The organism is Flavobacterium azizsancarii, assembly GCF_027980145.1.
Classification (GTDB): Bacteria; Bacteroidota; Bacteroidia; order Flavobacteriales; family Flavobacteriaceae; genus Flavobacterium; species Flavobacterium azizsancarii.
In genome coordinates this window covers 36,100-55,765 of record NZ_JAMZNK010000037.1, presented here as the reverse complement: position 1 = coordinate 55,765, position 19,666 = coordinate 36,100, and the positions used below count along the sequence as shown (strand labels likewise).

22 protein-coding genes and 1 pseudogene are annotated in these 19,666 nt (G+C 39.9%); 18 read left to right on the top strand and 5 right to left on the bottom strand.

Going from position 1 to position 19,666, the window contains the following annotated elements; translation table 11 throughout:
• Positions 1-292, top strand: a pseudogene (locus NJT12_RS18445) (hypothetical protein); the annotation flags it as partial.
• A gap of 64 nt (positions 293-356) precedes the next feature.
• Here the strand turns inward: NJT12_RS18445 and NJT12_RS18440 are convergent.
• The 5 genes from NJT12_RS18440 to icd form a co-directional block, all read right to left on the bottom strand.
• Positions 357-1,028 carry a BON domain-containing protein gene (locus tag NJT12_RS18440; protein WP_271337398.1) on the bottom strand — a complete coding sequence of 224 codons (672 nt, stop codon included), beginning with the start codon at positions 1,026-1,028 and terminating at the stop codon, positions 357-359.
• A 153-nt stretch (positions 1,029-1,181) separates the two neighbouring features.
• Positions 1,182-2,177: an NADP-dependent oxidoreductase gene (locus NJT12_RS18435; protein ID WP_271337399.1), complete on the bottom strand. Its 996-nt coding sequence runs from the start codon at positions 2,175-2,177 to the stop codon at positions 1,182-1,184.
• Between the two features lie 140 nt (positions 2,178-2,317).
• Complete coding sequence (locus NJT12_RS18430) at positions 2,318-2,989, bottom strand: BON domain-containing protein (protein ID WP_271337397.1); 672 nt, start codon at positions 2,987-2,989, stop codon at positions 2,318-2,320.
• Positions 2,990-3,357: 368 nt separating this feature from the next.
• The gene (locus tag NJT12_RS18425; RefSeq protein ID WP_414655400.1) at positions 3,358-3,633 is read right to left on the bottom strand and encodes a DUF983 domain-containing protein; all 276 of its coding nucleotides are present in this window, start codon (positions 3,631-3,633) and stop codon (positions 3,358-3,360) included.
• 188 nt (positions 3,634-3,821) lie between these two features.
• Positions 3,822-5,093, bottom strand: coding sequence for an NADP-dependent isocitrate dehydrogenase (gene icd / locus NJT12_RS18420; protein WP_271337395.1), 1,272 nt, complete (start codon positions 5,091-5,093; stop codon positions 3,822-3,824).
• A gap of 122 nt (positions 5,094-5,215) precedes the next feature.
• Here icd and NJT12_RS18415 point away from each other — a divergent pair, with 122 nt between their 5' ends.
• The 17 genes from NJT12_RS18415 (at position 5,216) to NJT12_RS18335 (ending at position 19,622) form a co-directional block, all read left to right on the top strand.
• Positions 5,216-5,911, top strand: a complete 696-nt coding sequence (locus tag NJT12_RS18415; RefSeq protein WP_271337394.1) for a Crp/Fnr family transcriptional regulator — start codon at positions 5,216-5,218, stop codon at positions 5,909-5,911.
• Between the two features lie 132 nt (positions 5,912-6,043).
• A complete protein-coding gene (locus NJT12_RS18410) occupies positions 6,044-6,685 on the top strand; it encodes a PIG-L family deacetylase (protein ID WP_271337393.1) in 642 nt (213 codons plus the stop codon).
• A complete protein-coding gene (locus tag NJT12_RS18405; protein WP_271337392.1) occupies positions 6,682-7,824 on the top strand; it encodes a glycosyltransferase family 4 protein in 1,143 nt (380 codons plus the stop codon). Before NJT12_RS18410 ends, NJT12_RS18405 begins: the two co-directional genes overlap by 4 nt.
• Before the next feature lie 12 nt (positions 7,825-7,836).
• Entirely contained in the window at positions 7,837-8,997 is a 1,161-nt protein-coding gene (locus tag NJT12_RS18400) for a glycoside hydrolase 100 family protein (protein ID WP_271337391.1), read from the top strand.
• Between the two features lie 217 nt (positions 8,998-9,214).
• Positions 9,215-9,619: a hypothetical protein gene (locus NJT12_RS18395; protein WP_271337390.1), complete on the top strand. Its 405-nt coding sequence runs from the start codon at positions 9,215-9,217 to the stop codon at positions 9,617-9,619.
• Between the two features lie 148 nt (positions 9,620-9,767).
• On the top strand, positions 9,768-10,259 hold the full coding sequence (locus NJT12_RS18390; RefSeq protein WP_271337389.1) for a hypothetical protein: 492 nt from the start codon (positions 9,768-9,770) through the stop codon (positions 10,257-10,259).
• Positions 10,260-10,275: 16 nt separating this feature from the next.
• Positions 10,276-11,658: an NAD-dependent succinate-semialdehyde dehydrogenase gene (locus NJT12_RS18385; protein ID WP_271337388.1), complete on the top strand. Its 1,383-nt coding sequence runs from the start codon at positions 10,276-10,278 to the stop codon at positions 11,656-11,658.
• 68 nt (positions 11,659-11,726) lie between these two features.
• Complete coding sequence (locus NJT12_RS18380) at positions 11,727-12,278, top strand: DUF1003 domain-containing protein (RefSeq protein WP_271337387.1); 552 nt, start codon at positions 11,727-11,729, stop codon at positions 12,276-12,278.
• 56 nt (positions 12,279-12,334) lie between these two features.
• Entirely contained in the window at positions 12,335-13,006 is a 672-nt protein-coding gene (locus tag NJT12_RS18375) for a BON domain-containing protein (RefSeq protein ID WP_271337386.1), read from the top strand.
• A gap of 321 nt (positions 13,007-13,327) precedes the next feature.
• A complete protein-coding gene (locus NJT12_RS18370; protein ID WP_271337385.1) occupies positions 13,328-14,086 on the top strand; it encodes an MlaE family ABC transporter permease in 759 nt (252 codons plus the stop codon).
• Positions 14,087-14,089: 3 nt separating this feature from the next.
• A complete protein-coding gene (locus NJT12_RS18365) occupies positions 14,090-14,833 on the top strand; it encodes an ABC transporter ATP-binding protein (protein WP_271337384.1) in 744 nt (247 codons plus the stop codon).
• A gap of 42 nt (positions 14,834-14,875) precedes the next feature.
• Positions 14,876-15,838, top strand: coding sequence for an MlaD family protein (locus NJT12_RS18360; RefSeq protein WP_271337383.1), 963 nt, complete (start codon positions 14,876-14,878; stop codon positions 15,836-15,838).
• A gap of 21 nt (positions 15,839-15,859) precedes the next feature.
• On the top strand, positions 15,860-16,606 hold the full coding sequence (locus tag NJT12_RS18355; RefSeq protein ID WP_271337382.1) for an SDR family NAD(P)-dependent oxidoreductase: 747 nt from the start codon (positions 15,860-15,862) through the stop codon (positions 16,604-16,606).
• 152 nt (positions 16,607-16,758) lie between these two features.
• Positions 16,759-17,229, top strand: coding sequence for a ferritin-like domain-containing protein (locus NJT12_RS18350; protein ID WP_271337380.1), 471 nt, complete (start codon positions 16,759-16,761; stop codon positions 17,227-17,229).
• 25 nt (positions 17,230-17,254) lie between these two features.
• Positions 17,255-17,854 carry a YceI family protein gene (locus NJT12_RS18345; protein WP_271337379.1) on the top strand — a complete coding sequence of 200 codons (600 nt, stop codon included), beginning with the start codon at positions 17,255-17,257 and terminating at the stop codon, positions 17,852-17,854.
• Positions 17,855-17,859: 5 nt separating this feature from the next.
• Positions 17,860-19,173 (top strand): hypothetical protein, encoded by a 1,314-nt coding sequence (locus tag NJT12_RS18340; RefSeq protein ID WP_271337378.1) that lies wholly within the window; start codon positions 17,860-17,862, stop codon positions 19,171-19,173.
• A gap of 164 nt (positions 19,174-19,337) precedes the next feature.
• Positions 19,338-19,622 carry a hypothetical protein gene (locus NJT12_RS18335; RefSeq protein WP_271337377.1) on the top strand — a complete coding sequence of 95 codons (285 nt, stop codon included), beginning with the start codon at positions 19,338-19,340 and terminating at the stop codon, positions 19,620-19,622.
• Positions 19,623-19,666 lie beyond the last annotated feature (44 nt).

Sequence of the window (19,666 nt, the reverse complement as noted above, 5' to 3'; positions counted from 1 at the left end):
TATTGACTGTCGTACCATTGGAGGTTTCTTTGGAGTCAATGGGAAAAAATTACAAAGACAATACAAAAAATTTTTAAGCTCCTTTAGTACGTGGGCTCCACGTGAACATGCGCATGAGTGGATTATTTATCCTGAAAATATAGGTACTCACTTGTCAATTGATGAAGTAGCCTTGTCTCAGGGTGAGCTTTTTACTATTGTAACCAATAAGGAAGCTACAATTGACAAGTTATATTTTCTTAAAAAAATAAGTCACCAAAGCAAGAGCAAAGCCAAAAAAACAAGAAATTAAACGTAAAAATGTTTGTACTCCAAATCAAAATATGGAATTAAAAATACCAAATCAATCTAATTTTTTAAGCTATTTTTTTGTAATTGAAATGAACAATCAATCTGTTGTCTACTAATGTTATCCCCGGAGCTTTAGAGGCAATATAACCAGCTTCTTGCTTTTGATATAAGGATGAAACAATGCCTGATAACCTGACAGTAGCCCCATCCACTTTTACCATTATATCTTTAGACCTGATTGACCAGTTTCGTGCAAGAGCCTGCTCAACGTCCCTTTGTTCAACAGTGTCGTGAAGTTTAGATTGGACTATAATATCGTTAGTGATACTTTTGACCCCCTTAATATATCCTAAAAATGCCTGAGCCGAGAACTTTTGATAAAGATATGGCACTACTCCGGTAAGGGTTACCTTTCCATTTTCTAACTTTACCTCTATACTGCTTCTGGGTATAGACCAGTTATTATCTAAGACGCTCATGATTTGTTTGAAAAGTTTGCTATGGGATTCAGGCGATGTGACATGAGTTGGAACTTCCATTTTTACAACAACATCTTTTACACCCATAACATTTTTTACTGCATTTTCTGCCTCTATTTTTTCACCAAAAGTATCAACTATTCCCGTAAGGGTCACTACGCCGCTTCTAACCCCTATCACTATTTTTGACGATTGTAATGAGGGTATCCAATTCAGGGCAGCCTGTACTTTTTTTTGTAATTCTGAATCTGTTTTCATAAGCAAAGTTTTTTATTTCTCTCAAATAATAGTCATTAGTCAATACTGTTTTTTTATGCCCAATAATAATTTGTGTGATCCGTAATTTCTTTATTTTTCGAGTTTCCAGTTTTCGGATATTAAATTCTCTATTTGCCCTGAGATGTTAATTTTCTAAATTTTAACTATCATTTTACCCTGATTGGTTCCTTCAAACAAATCCAGAAATGCCTGTGGGATATTATCAAAGCCTTCGATTATTGTTTCACTATAGATAAGCTTGCCTTCTTTAAACCATGAAGTCATTTTTTTTTGCGTCTCAGCGAAATGTTCTGTAAAATCGCTAACTATAAAACCAGTCATTGTAGCGCTCTTAGTCAATAGTAAAGGCTGTAAACGCGGTCCTGTTGCCGCGGCAGTATTATTGTAGAGTGAAATAGCACCGCACACCGGCAGTCTGGCATATTTATTAATATTGGCCAGTACAGCATCGGATATCTCTCCCCCAACATTGTCAAAGTACACATCTACACCCTGGGGGCAGTATTTTTTAACAGCCTCATTAAGATCGGTAACAGTTTTGTAATTAATGGCGTGATCAAATTTAAATTTTGATTCCAGGAGTGTTACTTTTTGGTCAGAACCTGTAATTCCCACAACTCTGCATCCAAGAAGTTTGCCTATCTGTCCCACAACACTGCCAACTGCCCCAGCGGCTCCAGATATCACCAGGGTTTCACCTGCTTTTGGCTTGCCCGCTTGTATAAGTCCCAAATAAGCTGTCAGGCCTGTCATCCCTAAAATCCCCAGATATACAGAAAGCCCACTCCCCTGATCGGTAATTTTAGTTAGGCCTTTTCCCTTAGAAACCTGATATTCTTTCCAGTCCAGATTACCTGAAACAAAGGTCCCTGTTTTAAAATCAGCATTTTTACTTTCCACAACCTCTGCTATAACAGCTGATTGTATGGGCTTATTTAATTCGAAAGGCGGCACATAAGATTTGATATCATTCATCCTTCCACGCAGGTAGGGATCTACAGAAATATATAATGATTTTAATAAGATCTCACCCTCTGAGACAACTGGTATTTGTTCTGTAATCAATTTAAAATCATTTAAAGCTGGTTTTCCAACAGGACGCTTTGCTAAAAGAATTACTTTATTCATAATATTTTTATTTATTGGTCTATTTTCTATTTTCATCTTTTACCTAAACTAAGGACGAATAATACAAGTATGAGCCCCGAAGCAAATAAATCAATATTCCAGTAAAAGAAATCGGGAGTATATGCTCCCGACCCTACGTATTAGTCGATTAGCGCATAATCATATTCCACCACCAGATTATTTTCCACACTCCATACTCCAGGGGTATCCCAGGCAATACGGGCAGCCTCATCTTTTTGGTATAAAGAGGTAACTGTACCGGTAAGGGTTATTTTTGTTCCTGATACAGATACGGTTATATCTTCTGCATTAATGGACCAATGTCTTGTAAAAGCATCCTCAACACGTTTTTTTTCAAGGGTATCATGTGCTTCTGATTTGATGTTTATATCGTTGGTTATACCTTTAACACCTGAAAGTCTGGCTACAGCACTTTTAGCTGCGTCTTTTTGGTAGTGCCATGCAAGTTCGCCATCAAGGGTAACCCATCCATCCTCTACTTTTACGTTGATCTGATTATTAGGAACAGACCTGTCATCTTTTAATGCTTTTACTACCTCGGCAGCAATTTCATTATTGGTTTTTAAAAAATTGCTGGGATATTTAACATTGATTTCTTCCACCACAGCATTAACGCCCGCTACTCCTTTGGCAGCTGTTTCTGCCTCTGTTTTTTTGTAGTATCCGTCAACAGTACCTGTTAGGGTTACTATAGCGTCTTTTACCGTTACACCAATTTCAGCAGCATGAAGGGACGGCTGCCATTTCATAGCATCCTGTACATCTTTTTGTAATTCCTGATTTGTTTTCATTATATAACTGTTAACTTTATATCATTTGAGTACCTTACTTTAAGGAGCTTTCAGATAATTTCCTAACAGCAAAGTTGTGACTTTATAATAGCCAGGGAAATGACAGTGATCATGTATCTGTGTGATTTATAGCACTATTTAACAAGCTGCCTGTTATCGATTTGCAGAATCAATAACTATTTGAAAAAAAAGATGTATAAAAAAGCAGTATACCTTTTGTTGTATATCACTAAAGTTTGAGTAGTATGAAATCCATAAAATGACTGGATAATATATTTTGTACCCTCAAAATTAAATCAAAGTTCTATATGTAAATGAGCACTGGAGTAACTATGCACTACATATAGTGAAACAGGCATCAGGGAAACTTATTTGTTGCCACTGCCTACATAATGGATGGTAAAATGAAGTAAAAGAGCCCTGGAAATACGCATTATTGGAATCTGCAGGCCAAAACAAATGATGATAAAGAATCCCAGCATCATTTCTAAAGAAAGCGAATAAGTCTCTTTCAAAAGAAATCCAAGAAAAATCATGGGCACAAAAACAATGAGTACTATAGGATAACTAATCCATAGTGCGGCGGAATAAAACCCAGGCTCGATCCTGAAATCCTGATTGCAGCACGAACATCTCTCGGGCATTTTTAAAATGGACTTAAAAACAAAAAGCCCCGGTCTGGTAAATAAATTCCCCTTATAACATCGAGGGCATTTTAATGCAAAAATGTTGTATAATTTTGTTATTTCTCTCATGGGTCAGGTAAGTTATTATAATTTAATCCAGAGAGCCCAATTAAGAGCTGTCTGGATTAAGCAGCTAATGAAACATACTACATATTATCGACAACTGCCTGGCCGAATTCAGAACATTTCACAAGGGTTGCCCCTTGCATCAAACGCTCAAAATCATACGTAACGATTTTATTGCCGATTGCGCCTTTTAGTCCCTTTACGATAAGATCGGCCGCATCCTGCCAGCCCATATACTCGAGCATCATGACCCCTGAAAGGATTTCAGAAGACGGATTTACCTTGTCAAGATCCTTATACTTAGGCGCCGTACCGTGTGTGGCTTCAAAAATAGAAACCCCTGAGGCGTAATTGATATTGGCTCCGGGCGCTATCCCTATTCCTCCCACAATAGCGGCCAGGGCATCAGAGATGTAATCTCCGTTAAGATTTAGTGTAGCAATCACATCATACTGCTCAGGCCTTAAGATGATCTGCTGTAAAAACGCATCTGCTATTACATCTTTTATAATTACTTTATGTCCGTATTTTTCCATAATAAGCCACGGACCTCCCTCATACTCTTTGGCTCCAAACTCGTCTTTAGCCAACTGATAGCCCCATTCTTTGAACTGTCCTTCGGTAAATTTCATAATGTTTCCTTTATGCACGATAGTCACAGAGTCCTTCCTGAAATCAATGGCATGCTTGAGAGCTGCTCTTATCAGGCGCTCACTTCCTTCTTTGGAAACTGGTTTAATACCAATGGATACTGTATTGGGAAACCGAATGTTTTTAACCCCCATATCATCAATAAGAAAGTTTTTTACCTTTTCCAGCTCCGAAGTTCCTGCCATCCATTCGATGCCGGCATAAATATCTTCGGTATTTTCCCTAAAGATAATCATATCAACTTTTTCGGGCGCTTTTACCGGAGAAGGTACCCCTTTGAACCACTTTACCGGTCTTACACACGCATATAAATCCAGTTTTTGTCTCAGCGCAACATTCAGTGATCGCATACCGCCTCCAACAGGAGTGGTCAAGGGCCCTTTAATAGCCACCAGAAACTCCTCAATATCTTTAATAGTCTGGTCCGGAAGCCAGTTTCCTGTTTTTTCAAAAGCTTTTTCACCGGCATATATTTCCTTCCACTGGATCTTTCTGCTGCTCCCGTAGGCTTTTTGAACTGCAGCATCGAAAACCAATCTTGAAGCTTTCCAAATATCCGCCCCTATGCCGTCTCCCTCAATAAAAGGAATTATAGGATGGGAAGGCACGACGAGTCTGCCGTTTTGAATACTTATTTTATTTTCGTTCATCATACTGTAAATTTTTGAAAAAAAGTTCCACGCAGACTTTCCTTGGTTCAACTTTATTTTCGTTATTTAACCTTCGCTATTGACTTACTTAATTAAACGTAAGAAGCACAGCTAATTTTTACAAATATATAACAAATGTTATGTATTTAATTAATAAATGTTATATTTGTTTTATGAAAGATTTCTTTTCCCAATTTGATTTCCAGAGTAACCTGCTCTTTGAAGACCTAACGGAGTCAGAAAATCAGGCTGTTCAAAACGTTATGGAACCTCTTGTTATAAAAAAGGGCAGTATGCTTTTTTATGAAGGGGGCATCCCTACTGGTATCTATCAGATAAAGCAAGGCAAAGCCAAAAAATTCAAACGGGGTTTTAGCGGTGAGGAACAAATATTTTACATTTATACCCAGGAAGATGTACTGGGTTATCATGCCCTGCTTGGACAGGAACGATATCAGGACTCGTGCGAGGCTCTCGAAGATTTAAAAGTAAATTTTATAGCTAAGGAAGATTTCCTTAGACTGCTTAATGAAATTCCTGCCTTGCAGCAAAAACTCATTAAAAACATCGGTCACGAATTTGGTGTTCTGGCCAACATCATTGCTGTACTGGCACAAAAGAACCAGAATGCACGTTTGGCGCTGTTTTTACTCCTTTTGGAAAACAGGTTCAATCGAAACTCCCCAATAGTAAAAGGCATAGACCTGACGCGTGATGATCTGGCGAACCTTATCGGCACATCACCCGAAAGCCTGGGCAGAAGCCTTAAGCAATTTAAGGAACAGGGCTACATTGAAACTGACAAAAGAAATATTTATATAAAAGACAGCCTACAGCTCGAGCAGCTCCTGCAGGTGAAAACAGACTGATTTTTACCTCCGTAAAAATAGACCAGCCGCCTATTTTAAAAAATGACGAAGATTACCTTTTGGGGTGATCTTCGTCATTTTTGTTTTTTTTACTTCCTCTTAACTTGCTCTCTGATACCTAACAACCAATACATGGAGATGCAAGTACAGAAAAAAAAAGCAGCTCTTATCGTGGCCCATCCTGATGATGAAACCCTATGGGCTGGAGGAATGCTGCTCAGTAATCCCCATTGGGAGTGCTTTATAGTATGCCTTTGCAGAAAATACGACCCTGACAGGGCTCCTAAATTTTATAGAATGCTCGAAGTACTGCAATGCACAGGTAACATGGGCAATCTGGACGACGGACCTGACCAGATACCTCAAGATAAATCAGAAATCGACCGCCTAATACTGCAATTATTACCTGCAGAACACTATGATATCATCCTTACTCACAATCCGCTAGGCGAATATACAAGGCATCTAAGACATGAAGAAACAGGCTGCTCTGTAATAGGACTCTGGGATGAAGGAAAAATTTCATGTGATGAGCTTTTGGTGTTTGCCTACGAAGACCACAATAAGCAATATTATCCCAAAGCCATGCCAAATGCTGATATTCAATTAACACTTCCATCTGAAATCTGGCAGAAGAAATATGAAATTATGACCCAAATATACGGCTTTACCACCGATAGCTGGGAAGCTCAAACGACTCCAAAAACAGAAGCATTCTGGAGATTTTCCAGCAAAAAAGACGCCCATAACTGGCTTAAAGAAACAAAACTATGAAAGTACTTGTATTATACGATTATCCGCCCACACCCGGTGGTCTTGCTACCCAGGGGGACCTGCTCTATAAAGGCCTTCTGGCCAATGGCGTGGAGGCGCATGCAGTTCATCTAGAATCAGCTCTTGAAAAGCAATGGTATTACAACTGGTTTAAACCCGATGTTGTGGTAGGCACCGGTTACTGGGGGCATACGCCACAGCTGGTGCTGCATCCTCAAAAATTCGGTATCACGGCTGTACCCTGGCTCGTGGCCGACGGCTATATTGCCAATTACCAAAATGTACTCAATGGCTTGCCGCTGATACTGGTCACTTCCAACTGGGTAAAGGAAATGTATGTAAGGGATGGCATTAGCGGTGATAATATTGAGGTCCTTCCCGTGGGCTGTGATACCGACGCCTTTAGGCCTTATGATGTAAATGATCCAAAAGTAATCGCAGCGCGCAAAGCTCTTGAAATAGATCCGCAGGATCAGCTCCTGCTGACCATTGGCGGGGACGCGGCCTCCAAAGGCGCCCGTGAGGTCATGGAAGCACTGGCTATTGCAGGGAAAGAGCTGCCACCCTGGAAGTATGTCTGCAAGGTCTGGCCACAGCCCAGAACTGCCCTTCAGAGCAATCTGGATCAAAAGCTTGCCGAACAGCTCGGGATCAGCAAAAACGTGATATTCCAGACCAGTATCATCTCAAGAAATTTTATTCCGTATCTGTTAAATGCCTGCGATATCTATGCCGCCCCATCAAGGCTCGAAGGATTTGGCATGCCCCAGGTGGAAGCAGGCGCCTGCGGCAAACCCGTAATCGGGATTAAGGCAATGGGAATGCTTGATACCCTTATAGACAACCAGACTGCCTGCCTGGCGGGTATAGGACAAAAAATAGTAGTCAATGAAGTAACCCTGGGCAACGAATCAGGTTTTGAGGAAAACAGGCGAATTGTATTTGATGAGCCCAGAACAGTAGATTACCGCGCCAATGTAGCGGATATAAAAGATGCCCTTGTCAAATTAATGAACAATAAAGACCTGCGCGGACAAATGGGAACCGCAGGGCGAAAACGGGCAGTTGAAAACTTCGACTACAGGATTGTGGCAGCGAAATTTATAAAAATCATCAATGAAAGACTCCAAATATATTAAATTCCACAGCTCATGGGCAAAAGAAACTGGACAGAAATAGAACTAGCAAAAAGTGCAGCCCTACAGGTACTGCTGCACAATGTAAAAGGTCCCTTTGAGGGGCTTCCCAGAACTGCGGCATGGGGATATCCCGAGCCTTATACGCGGGATTTAATGATTAGTATCCTTGGTGTTGCCGTATCCAAAAATGAAGAGTTAATCACAGCGATGCAGAAAACACTTCAGGTGCTTTCTAAAAATCAGTCTCTCAGGGGAAACATTCCTTCACTAGTCCACGATCCTGACAATAGAGGAGCAAGCGATACCACGCCTCTATTTTTACTGGCAGTGGGCATTTTCCGAAAATTAACAGGAGAAAAGGATTTTCTGGAAGAGGCAGTCCAAAAGGCATTAACCTGGATGGAGTACCAAAGTCCTTCTGATGATTATCTTGTGGCTCAACAGCCTACAAGTGACTGGCGTGACGAGCAATGGGTGTTAGGATATGGCTTGTATGTTAACACTTTGACCTACAGTCACCTCAAGATACTGGGGCATACGGAAAGGGCACTCGGACTGCAAAACGCAATGGAACATTTTACCATTACCACCCCTACAAATCCTACTCATCTGCATGAGGGGATGCTGATAAAACAAAAGCCCTATTACGCCTTATGGTCTTATAAAATATACAACAGTGAACGATTTGACCTCTTGGGCAACAGTCTGGCTATTCTCTCAGGACTTGCTTCTGAGCAGAGGGCAGATGAGATTGTGAAATGGATAGAAAATCAATGTGATATTATGATACAGAATAAAGATCTGGCCTTAAAACTGGCCCCGAATTTCTTCCCTTATATCCTGCCTGAAGATCCCGACTGGATCCCCAGATATGAGCAGTATAATCTTCCCGGGGATTATCACAATGGAGGTATATGGCCTTTCATTTCAGCCCTTCACATAGCAGCTCTGGTTCGGGCCGAAAAACAGGAACTGGCAAGAGAAAAATTATTCCTGCTTACCGACCTTATTAAAAAATCAAGAAACAAAGACCTCGATTATGGTTTTAATGAATGGTATAAAGCCCAGGATGGCGAGCCTATGGGGCAGGACTGGCAGAGCTGGTCGGCCTCCCTCTACCTTTACGCGGCAGAATGCGTAAAGACAAACAGCACGCCTTTTTTTGCATTCTGATGCTGTGCTTGAGCATACTTTAAAGTATTCTTTGCTCATAATAAAGGTCGCTAATCCCTTTAAAACTCTTTTGGATGAAACAGTACTATTAGCTCCTGCTCAAATCAGGAGAATAGTATGATGCTATCGGGAAGTGTCACAGATCACTTTTTCAGATGATCGGTATCATTGGCAGGGGATGAAATTTAATACAAATTTGCATCAAATCACAAATCGTATGATACCTATCAGTATGCAGATCATCTGGCTTTTTATTTTGGCAATGCCTATTGCATGCGTTGCCTGGACGGTAACCCATGAGGAAGTATTCCGGGAGCCTAGAGACTATTGCACCCGGCGCAGTAAAACAGGCATCTCTATAGCAGAGCGAAAATTCTTTTATCTCTTTACCTGCGAATATTGTTTTAGCCATTACGTCACTATTGTTGTACTTATTGCTACGGGATATAAACTTCTCATGCAAAATTGGACCGGTTATCTCGTTGCAGGTTTCGCCCTGGTCTGGATCGCTAACGTTTATATGAGGCTCTTCGGTCTGCTTCGTCAGGATATTAAAAAGGAGAAAACCCAAATCACTGAAATTGAAAAAAGCATTTCATCGAAAGAAAATCTTCCTGACTAATCCAATAGCATGTTTTTTAGATTATCAGATATATCCTTAAAAAAGTGTTTTAGATCACTTTCAAATCTGCCGGGCATCATTTGCTGCCAACTTACCTAAATAGATCTTTGCAATAAGAAAATTTCTTAAAAAAATAAAATAGATACTAATGAAAACAACTATAATAACCTTTGCAGCAAGCGTCTCCCTGATGTTTTGCAACTGTAATACGGCATCAAAAAAAGACCTGAGCGATGCAAAAGACAATATCAATAAAGCCAATCGAGAGCTGCAACAGGCTGCAAAAGATTCCCGCGATGCAGCAAAGGAAAAAACAATAAGTGAGTGGAAAACTTTTAATGATAAATCTGAAAAAGATATGGAAGCCTTAAATGACCAGATCAGGCAATTTCAAAAAAAAATAACCACGGCAGATCAAAAAGAAAATTTGAGATTAAAAAATGAACTGAGCCAGAACCACGAGAAGCTCAAAGCAATGAGGGAAAAGCTACGTGAACGTAACGCTAAATTCGAAAATGGCATGCTCAAATTTGATGATTCCATTGTATCGAAAAATGAATCTTTCCAACGGGAGTTCAGCTACGATATGGATGAACTTGACAAAGCTGTTAAAGACCTTTTTAAAAATAATGTGAAATAATCTAAAAACAAATATCATGTCAATACAAACCACTGATCCCAATACCAATAGGCTTATCAAAAGTTTTGAAGAAATGACCGATGCATCCCTTGAAACAGCTGTTGCAACTGCAGAAGAAACTTTTCTGAACTGGAGAAAAACATCCTTTACCCAGCGAATTGACTTAATGCATAAAGTGGCCTCTCTAATGCGTAAAAAAAAGCAGGAACTTGCCCGGGTCATTACCCTTGAAATGGGAAAGCTGATCTCGCAGGCAGAAGCCGAGATTGATCTTAGCGCCAATATTATCGATTACTACGCAGATAATGGAGAACAATTCCTGTCTGACAAACACCTTGATCCTGAATACGGTAAGGCCTTTATACGTTATATGCCCCTGGGTGTAGTATTTGCGGTAGAGCCATGGAACTTCCCGTTTTATCAGGTAGCCCGTTTCGCAGGCCCTAATATCATTGCCGGAAATACCGTGCTTATTAAACACGCCTCCATTGTTCCCCAATGTGCCATCGCCATCGAAGAACTCTTCAATGAAGCCGGAGCTCCAAAAGGATTGTACACCAATCTTCTAATCTCTGGAAAAAGGGCTTCAGCACTTGTTTCTGATCAGAGAATCAAAGGGGTTTCCTTAACGGGAAGTGAAGCCGCCGGTGCAAGCCTGGCCGCAGAGGCTGGCCGAAACCTTAAAAAATCGGTTTTGGAACTTGGCGGAAACGATGCCTTTATTGTACTGGAAGACGCCGATATCGAAAAAACAGTCCATTGGGCCATGGTAGGAAGAATCAATAACAACGGACAATGCTGTGTGGCTTCAAAAAGATTTATAGTTGTTGAGGCTGTGGCCGATGAATTCCTTGCCAAATTTACCCAAAAAATGGCCAGCCTGAAAGTAGGTGATCCTATGGACAGAACAACAGAATTAGGTCCATTATGCAATGAGGAAGCTGCAGTACTGCTAGCCGATCAGGTCATGAGATCCGTAGATGCAGGGGCAAAAGTCGTGCTTGGAGGCAGCCGCCTGAAACGCGAAGGAGCTTTCATGGAGCCCACTATACTAACAGACCTAAAACCCGGAATGGCCGCTTATCATGAAGAACTCTTTGGTCCTGTGGCATCATTTTACAGGGTAAAAGATGAAAAGGCCGCCATTGACCTTGCAAACGACAGCCCATTCGGACTTGGAGGTTCTGTTTTCACCAGTGACATAGAACGCGGTAAACGCGTGGCAGACCAGATTGATACCGGAATGGTATTTATCAACCATCCTACCTGGACACAAGCCGATTTGCCTTTTGGAGGAACCAAAAGATCAGGCTACGGAAGGGAATTATCTGAACTTGGAATTAATGAATTTGTGAATAAAAAACTGATCCGCGTAAGCGCGCTCTCTGATCCTTTTTAAATCGATAATACCTATAGAAATCGTTACAAGGTTTAAAAACAGTTTTCAAACAAGATAATACTACACCAATGATAACAAAGGATAAGTATGCTTTTTCACAGGATGTAAAAATACATATAGAAAAACTTCATGAGATTGTCCGCAATTCCATTGAAGCTGAAGAGCTTATTGTACACAAGCTCTCCCATCCTGATATTGAAAACCTTAGCAGGGGAGAAAGAATTTCTGATATGGTGGCACGATTTGGCGGAAGCTGGAAATTTATAATCTCATTCTTTGTCATACTAATCCTTTGGATCACCTTTAACATTCTTGCTATCGGGATTTATGAATTTGATCCTTCTCCCTTTATCCTTCTCAATCTGATTCTTTCTTGTCTTGCAGCATTGCAGGCCCCTATTATCATGATGAGCCAAAACAGGCTTGAACAAAAAGACCGGATACGCAGTGAAAATGATTACCTCATCAACCTAAAGGCAGAAATGCAGATTCGAAGCCTCAATCAAAAGGTTGACTTACTGCTGGAAGAAGAAATAAAAACGCTGTTTGACGTACAGCAGAAACAGTATGATCTGCTTCGTTCTATCAATTCAAAACTGTCCGTAAAAAAAAGTAAGTGACCAGGCTACCTTTAGTATTTAAAAAATAAAACTAATAAATTTAAAAAATATCCCCTATGAAAACGAATGAAGAATTACAAAAAGACGTACAAGATGCCATTAAATGGGAACCGCTTTTGCATGCCGCAGAAATTGGCGTAATTGTTAAAGACGGCGTTGTGACCCTTACGGGAATTGTAGACAATTATTATAAAAAGACAGAAGCCGAAAATGCCGCCAAAAAAGTAGGTGGTGTCAAGGCAGTAGTTGAAAAAATTGAGATACAGGACGCGCGGCACTTTATAAAAAATGATACTGATATCGCTTCAGATCTGGTAAAATCCTTTTCAGAAAACCTATTGCTTCCTCATAATAACCTGACAGTTAAAGTTGAGGACGGCTGGGTTACACTGGAGGGTCAGCTGGGATGGAATTATCAAAAAGAGCTGGCCAGAAAATCTGCCACCGAACTCAGGGGTGTTAAAGGTGTTATGAACAATATCACTGTTCAGTCAGAATCAAACAGTGCCATTGAGAAAAAACACGTAGAGAATGCCTTAGCGCGCCATTGGGCCATAAATGCCAAGGATATTACAGTATCGGTATCAGGAACAACGGTAACACTTACTGGCGATGTTACCTCGCTCTACCAAAAAGAAGAAGCCGCCAGAATTACCTGGAATACACCCGGGGTTGCCTTTGTGAAAAATGAATTAATAGTCGATTATGACTATGCCTTTACAGAATAAAAAATTGATACTATTTATCTAAACATTAGTACTGAATTACAAAATAACTTCCCTGAATATGCTATGCCATTCAGGGATTTTTTTTAAAATAACTTCAATAAAATGTAATGAGGGTCACTTCGCGCAATGATATCCATCATTTCTAAACGCACCATGCTATTGCATCTTTGCCTGAGGATACTACAAAGATTCAAAACTAAAACTAAAAGCATCATAAATTCAATTTTATAGCGGTCAAGAGAAGAAAATTCACCTGTTCGGAAATCAGGTCCTAACCCAGTAAAATTGTTTTTTAAACTATAACCTAAATCAAATCTTATAATGATAGCCATCGTAAAAGAGCAGCTTACACAGGCAGGAAATTTTTCATTGTTCATAGGACGTTTTTTTAAAGAAATTTTTGTCCCTCCTTTTCAAATCAATGAATTCCTTCGCCAATGTTACACCATTGGATGCAAATCACTTCCCCTTGTAAGCATAACGGGCTTTATCATGGGTCTGGTACTAACCATTCAGTCGCGGCCGACCATGACAAAATTTGGGGCAGAATCCTGGCTGCCAAGTATGGTTTCGCTTTCCCTGATCAGGGAAATAGCACCAGTGGTTACAGCACTTATCTGCGCCGGAAAAATTGCATCAGGCATAGGCGCTGAACTGGGGTCAATGAAAGTATCCTCTCAAATCGATGCCATGGAAGTCTCTGCCGTGAATCCCTATAAATATCTGGTGGTTACCCGAATATTAGCCACAACACTAATGGTGCCGCTATTGGTTATTTTTGCTGATCTGGTGGGTATTTTTGGAGGTTACATTGGCTATAATATACACAATACCATTACAATGAGTAGGTATTTTTCAGAAGTCATTGAACATCTGGATTATCTGGATCTTATGCCCGCTACGATAAAAACGTTCTTCTTTGGATTTTTTATCGGGGTCATCGGCTGTTATAAAGGTTTTAATGCCTCAAGCGGTACGGCAAGCGTGGGACTTGCTGCAAATTCAGCAGTCGTAACAGCATCACTTTCTATTTTTATTGTCGATATGCTGGCAGTTCAAATCACCGATTTATTTTTTTAAACCATGAAAGACGAACCCATCATAAAAATCAAAAACCTCTACAAAGCCTTTGGGAAGAACAAAGTGCTTAAAGGGATTAGTTTTGAGGTAAACAAAGGCGAGGATCTTGTAATCCTGGGACGCTCCGGCTCAGGGAAATCAGTGGCAATAAAATGCCTTGTCGGCCTTCTGGATCCAGATAAAGGTAAAATGGAAATCCTCGGCACAGACATGACAAAACTTACCTATAAAGAACTCAATGAAATCAGGCTCAAAATAGGTTTTATGTTTCAGGATGGAGCCTTATACGATTCCATGTCGGTTCGTGAAAACCTGACTTTTACCCTCAAACACCATACGCGCCATTTGACAGAAGAAGACATTCAGCAGCAGATTATGGAAGCCCTGGACAGCGTTGGGCTAAAAGAAGCTATTGACAAGATGCCTTCTGAATTATCAGGCGGTATGGTCAAACGTATTAGCCTGGCACGAACGATAATTATCAAGCCCGAAATCATATTTTACGATGAACCCACAGCCGGACTTGATACCATTACGGCGCAGGAAATCAGCGAACTGATCTTATCGGTACAGAAAAAATACAAAGCAACCTCCATTATCATTACCCATGATATGATCTGCGCTAAAATGACCGGAAACCGCATCATCATTATCAAAGATGGTCTGATTCATGCGCAGGGCACCTATGAGGAACTCGAAAACAGTACTGATCAGTGGGTAAGATCATTCTTTTTTGCAAACAATTAATACCCCGACAGGCCCTCGCCTGTCTATTTAAATAATACCATCATGAAGAAAAAATCAGGCTATATCTGGAAATTGGGATTGTTTGTCATTGCCGCGCTGACGATTTTTCTCGTAGCGGTTTATTTTATTGGCAAAAGCCAAAACCTGTTTGGTGACACCTTCCAATTGAAAGCAAAATTCAAAAATGTCAGCGGACTCAAAAACGGCAATAATGTACTATTGTCCGGAATTAATATTGGTACCATAAAAGACATCTCCTTTATATCCGATTCTACCGTAGTGGTCGACATGATCATCAGGGAAGAAGTGCATCAATACATTAAAACTGATGCCTGGGCCAGTATTGGCTCCGATGGGCTAATGGGCGATAAAGTACTGACAATTTCTCCTAAAAACAGCTTCGCGCAAATGGTAAAAGACGGCGATATGATTGCTTCCAATGAAGCTGTCGGGATGGAAGATCTGATTGCCGGGCTCAAAAAAAGTGTTGACAATGCTCAGATCATCACCAAACAACTTTCTGAATTCAGCTATAAAATCAATAACGGAAAAGGCGCACTCTCTAAAGTATTAACCGATGAGAATTTTGCAAACAGTATCGATGTTACGATGAAAAACCTAAAGGAGAGTTCCAACGAATTTGCTGTTTTTACCAAAAAAATTAACGATAAGGACGGAACGTTATCAAAGCTCATGACTGATCCTTATTATGCCAACAGCATTAAAAAAACACTTTCTGGTTTTGAGAAAAGTGTCTCTGATTTAAATGTTTTTACCTCAAAACTAAATACAGGAAAAGGCATCCTGCCAAAACTGATCAGTGATGAGAAATTGTCCAATTCCTTAGATTCAACCTTAACAAATTTACAGACAGGCTCTAAGAATTTAATTGAAATCGAACTGGCTGCCAAGCAAAATTTCCTGCTTAGGGGTTATTTCAAAAAAAAGAAAAAACAAGAGGCAAAAAAAGAACTGGAACTGCAAAAAGCATCCGGTGCTAATTAAAAATATAAACCCAAAGAAAAAATGAACAGACTTCAAAACAAAGTAGTATTTATCACAGGTGGTAATTCAGGAATAGGAAAAGCCTCCGCTCTGGAAGCGGCGCGCGAAGGCGCGACAGTTGTAATTGCCGATCTTCCCGGAAAAGACCATCAACAGACAATTCTGGATATTGAAGCGCTGGGCGCTCCGTGTATGTTCGTCCCAATTGACGTCAGTGATGTTCAGAGCGTTAAAAAGGCCATTACAGCCACAGTTGAGAAATACGGCAGGCTTGATGTGGCGTTTAATAATGCAGGAATCGGCGGGGTATATTCAGGAATTCACGATATGCCTGAAGCAGTATGGGATAAACTAATCGCCGTGAATCTTACCGGCCAGTTCTATTGTGTTAAATACGAATTACAGCAATTTCTCAAACAAGGCGGTGGTGTTATTGTCAACATGTCTTCCCTCGGCGGATTAAAAGCCGAGCACGGTTTAGTTCCTTATACGGTTGCCAAACATGGAGTATTGGGATTAACAAAAAATATCGCCGTTCAATATGGTGCCCAAAACATACGCGGCAACGCTATATGTCCCTATTATGTAGAAACACCTTTACTGGGCGCCGCGCCGCAAACAGTCCATCAGGCCTGGATCGATGGCACTCCGGCCAAAAGGTTATGTACGCCTGAAGAAGTAGCCAAAACATTTATTTTTCTGGCCTGTGATGATTCGAGTTATTGCAATGGTACCCAAATTATTTTGGACGGCGGCGTACTGGCTTAAAGGTCTGCTTTATTATGACTTTGGCAACAGCTATGATATTGCACTTGCCAATAAGTAACAACGCTCACTTATTGCTGCGCTTTCTATCATTTTGGTTTGGCTCTAATAGTTTCAACTTTGCTCTGAAAATAAGCAATTCAAAAAAAACGAAAATGAAAACCACTACTTCAAAAAGAGCTCATATAAGAAACCTATCGAGTAAACTCTCGAGTATTCTTTGTGATGAGTACATCCTATTAACTAAAACTCAAAGTATCAATAACAGTTTACAGTCGATTGATTTTCAGGATAAATATCTTTTTTTTACAGCCCAATCCAGCGAAATTGATAGTATAATTGAGCGCGTTGAGAAACGTGTTCATGCCTCAGGTCATTATGCTGATGCCATGCTCAAGGCTTTTTTAAAGGTGACGCGGTTCAATAAAAAAAGAAAAAAAATAAATGATCGCGCAGGTTATATCAATGAATTGCTCGGTGATCATGAAAACCTTATTACGATACTAAAAAACAATACATCCCTGCTTGAAACGACTTCTAGAGACTGTAAAACAGATGATTTTGTTACCACACTAACCGAAAGCCATGAAAAAATGGCCTGGTTCCTTCGCTCCTACTTAAAATAATGCCTTTAATAAATTAAGAACAATCATGAAAACTAAAATAAAATTCACGCTTTTACTTCTGACCATAGTCTTCTCAGGGATGAACCAGACGGTTTTGGCACAATCCCATTTCAAAATTGGTACATCCAAAGTTAATGAAATGAAGATATCGGGAACCTCCACCTTCCACGACTGGACGATGAAAACGGCTTCTTTTTCAGGAAAAGCAGCATTTAATATCGATAGTGAAAATCAAATTACAAAACTCAGCGCTATTGAGTTTAACCTGCCGGTGCTCACCCTTAAAAGCGGTCAGAAAAAATTAGACAAAAATGCGTACAAAGCCCTGAAAACGGATCAGTTTAAAGAAATCCTGTACAAACAGGTCTCCGCTGAAGTAATGAGCTTCAGCAATTCCAAATTCCATATCAAAACAGCCGGAAAGCTTACCATTTCAGGTGTTACCAAAGATGTTGTTATTGATTTGTACTGTTTTGTAAATAAAGATGGAAGCATCAGCTGTGAGGGCAATTACCCCATAAACATGAGCGACTACAATGTTGCTGCACCTGTATTTATGGGCGGAGTCATGAAAACCGGTGATGCGATCAAACTTGAATTTTCTTTCCTTTTTGAAAAATCTTAATTCAGATGAAAAATATAATATTGCTATTACTGTGCCTTTGGATAACATTGGCACAGGCACAAAAGAAACCTATGCAGTATTTTAGGTACAACGACCAAAGAGGACTCAATGTTTTTGAAACCACCAAGAAGGACAGCTCCTCTTTTGAAGGCTTCACAGTAAAAATGGGAGGGAACTTAACATTGGATTTTCAGGGACTAAACCATCAAAATACAGCAACCCCTGTACTGATTGACGCAATAAACAGCAATGAACTTATTGATATTACCAATGGGTTCAATCTGGCTATGGCCAATATGAATCTCGATACGCAACTAGATGACGGAATACGAATGAACCTTACTATATATTTGTCATCAAGACACCATGAGGAAACCTGGGTCAAGGGAGGTTATATACAGTTTGATAAACTTTCTTTTCTAAAAAGCAATTTTATAAATCAGGCAATGAAATATGTAACTCTTAAAGTAGGCGCCTACGACGTAGACTATGGGGATCAGCACTTTAGAAGGAGTGACGGAGGAAACGCCATTTACAACCCTTTTATTGAAAACTACATCATGGATGAATTTGCTACTGAAATTGGAGGTGAAGTATATTACCATGACAATTCAGGCATGATGATCATGCTGGGACTCACAAATGGCGCCCTGAACCCAACTGTGGTGGTTTCCACTAAAATAGATGCGGCAACAGGAGAATTAAACAAACCCACAGCGGCATTACATGGTAAAATAGGTTATGATAAACAATTCGACAAAGATTTACGACTAAGGCTTACCGGTTCCTTTTACCATGTAAAAAGAGCTTTGAACAATACCCTTTTTGCAGGTGACCGGACCGGTTCCCATTATTTTTATGTATTGGAGAATACAACTGCAACGGCTGTTGACAATTTCAGATCCGGACGTTACAATCCAGAATTCAGCCAAGAGGTAACCGCATTAATGTTTAATCCCTTTCTGAAATTTAAAGGATTAGAAATTTTTGGAACCTATGAAGTTGCCAAAGGAAGAAAAATTACCCAGTCAGATACCCACCAGGTTGTACAGTCTGCTATTGATCTAATTTATAGATTTCCTGCCGGAAAAGAAAATTTCTGGATTGCAGGAAGGTACAATACCCTAACTGATTCTCCGCTAAATCAAAATGACCAAAAAATCAATAGAGTCACAGCTTCTGCCGGCTGGTTCTTAACTAAAAATATCCTGATCAAAGCGGAGTACGTAAACCAGAAGTATAAAAATTTTCAGCCTAGCGATATCAGAAATGGCGGGCAATTCGACGGCTTTATGTTAGAATCAACGGTGGGATTTTAAATATGTCAAAAAGATACTTGTAAAAAGTGTCTAACATCAATTATGAAAATGAGCAGAGTCATTTTGTAAGGCTAAAGTTCTGCTCATTTTTGTATCCATATAATACCTCTGGTTTTATTTCAATAAATCAGATATCAAAGATAACATCTATAAAAATTTAAATTATGAAAGCAAATTCAAAAAAAATGGCCGCTGAAATAACAACGGCAATTACCACTGCACTAACCGCAAAATCAAACACAAAAAAGATTCTGAAAACAATTGACAATACAGCCAAAAAGATAGCTAAAAAAATCAATAAGAGAATCGTTAAAACTACTGCAGGAGTTAAAGGAAAGAAACTAAAAAAAGCTCAAAAAATAAAAAAAGGCCAAAATGGAATGCTGCCCGAGGTGAAAAAAAATAAATTACTCACAGAGATGGCGGCCGACGAAATTAAAGCCAATTAAAATATCCTGCAATTAAAGAAAACCTGAACATAACAGTACCTATT

What these genes read in the sequence shown, in the direction of transcription:
- NJT12_RS18440 (WP_271337398.1), bottom strand. Translation starts at nt 1,028, where the DNA reads ATGAAAACAGATTCAGAATTACAAAAAAAAGTACAGGCTGCCCTGAAT.
- NJT12_RS18435 (WP_271337399.1), bottom strand. Translation starts at nt 2,177, where the DNA reads ATGAATAAAGTAATTCTTTTAGCAAAGCGTCCTGTTGGAAAACCAGCT.
- NJT12_RS18430 (WP_271337397.1), bottom strand. Translation starts at nt 2,989, where the DNA reads ATGAAAACAAATCAGGAATTACAAAAAGATGTACAGGATGCTATGAAA.
- NJT12_RS18425 (WP_414655400.1), bottom strand. Translation starts at nt 3,633, where the DNA reads ATGCCCGAGAGATGTTCGTGCTGCAATCAGGATTTCAGGATCGAGCCT.
- NJT12_RS18415 (WP_271337394.1), top strand. Translation starts at nt 5,216, where the DNA reads ATGAAAGATTTCTTTTCCCAATTTGATTTCCAGAGTAACCTGCTCTTT.
- NJT12_RS18410 (WP_271337393.1), top strand. Translation starts at nt 6,044, where the DNA reads ATGGAGATGCAAGTACAGAAAAAAAAAGCAGCTCTTATCGTGGCCCAT.
- NJT12_RS18405 (WP_271337392.1), top strand. Translation starts at nt 6,682, where the DNA reads ATGAAAGTACTTGTATTATACGATTATCCGCCCACACCCGGTGGTCTT.
- NJT12_RS18400 (WP_271337391.1), top strand. Translation starts at nt 7,837, where the DNA reads ATGGGCAAAAGAAACTGGACAGAAATAGAACTAGCAAAAAGTGCAGCC.
- NJT12_RS18395 (WP_271337390.1), top strand. Translation starts at nt 9,215, where the DNA reads ATGATACCTATCAGTATGCAGATCATCTGGCTTTTTATTTTGGCAATG.
- NJT12_RS18390 (WP_271337389.1), top strand. Translation starts at nt 9,768, where the DNA reads ATGAAAACAACTATAATAACCTTTGCAGCAAGCGTCTCCCTGATGTTT.
- NJT12_RS18385 (WP_271337388.1), top strand. Translation starts at nt 10,276, where the DNA reads ATGTCAATACAAACCACTGATCCCAATACCAATAGGCTTATCAAAAGT.
- NJT12_RS18380 (WP_271337387.1), top strand. Translation starts at nt 11,727, where the DNA reads ATGATAACAAAGGATAAGTATGCTTTTTCACAGGATGTAAAAATACAT.
- NJT12_RS18375 (WP_271337386.1), top strand. Translation starts at nt 12,335, where the DNA reads ATGAAAACGAATGAAGAATTACAAAAAGACGTACAAGATGCCATTAAA.
- NJT12_RS18370 (WP_271337385.1), top strand. Translation starts at nt 13,328, where the DNA reads ATGATAGCCATCGTAAAAGAGCAGCTTACACAGGCAGGAAATTTTTCA.
- NJT12_RS18365 (WP_271337384.1), top strand. Translation starts at nt 14,090, where the DNA reads ATGAAAGACGAACCCATCATAAAAATCAAAAACCTCTACAAAGCCTTT.
- NJT12_RS18360 (WP_271337383.1), top strand. Translation starts at nt 14,876, where the DNA reads ATGAAGAAAAAATCAGGCTATATCTGGAAATTGGGATTGTTTGTCATT.
- NJT12_RS18355 (WP_271337382.1), top strand. Translation starts at nt 15,860, where the DNA reads ATGAACAGACTTCAAAACAAAGTAGTATTTATCACAGGTGGTAATTCA.
- NJT12_RS18350 (WP_271337380.1), top strand. Translation starts at nt 16,759, where the DNA reads ATGAAAACCACTACTTCAAAAAGAGCTCATATAAGAAACCTATCGAGT.
- NJT12_RS18345 (WP_271337379.1), top strand. Translation starts at nt 17,255, where the DNA reads ATGAAAACTAAAATAAAATTCACGCTTTTACTTCTGACCATAGTCTTC.
- NJT12_RS18340 (WP_271337378.1), top strand. Translation starts at nt 17,860, where the DNA reads ATGAAAAATATAATATTGCTATTACTGTGCCTTTGGATAACATTGGCA.
- NJT12_RS18335 (WP_271337377.1), top strand. Translation starts at nt 19,338, where the DNA reads ATGAAAGCAAATTCAAAAAAAATGGCCGCTGAAATAACAACGGCAATT.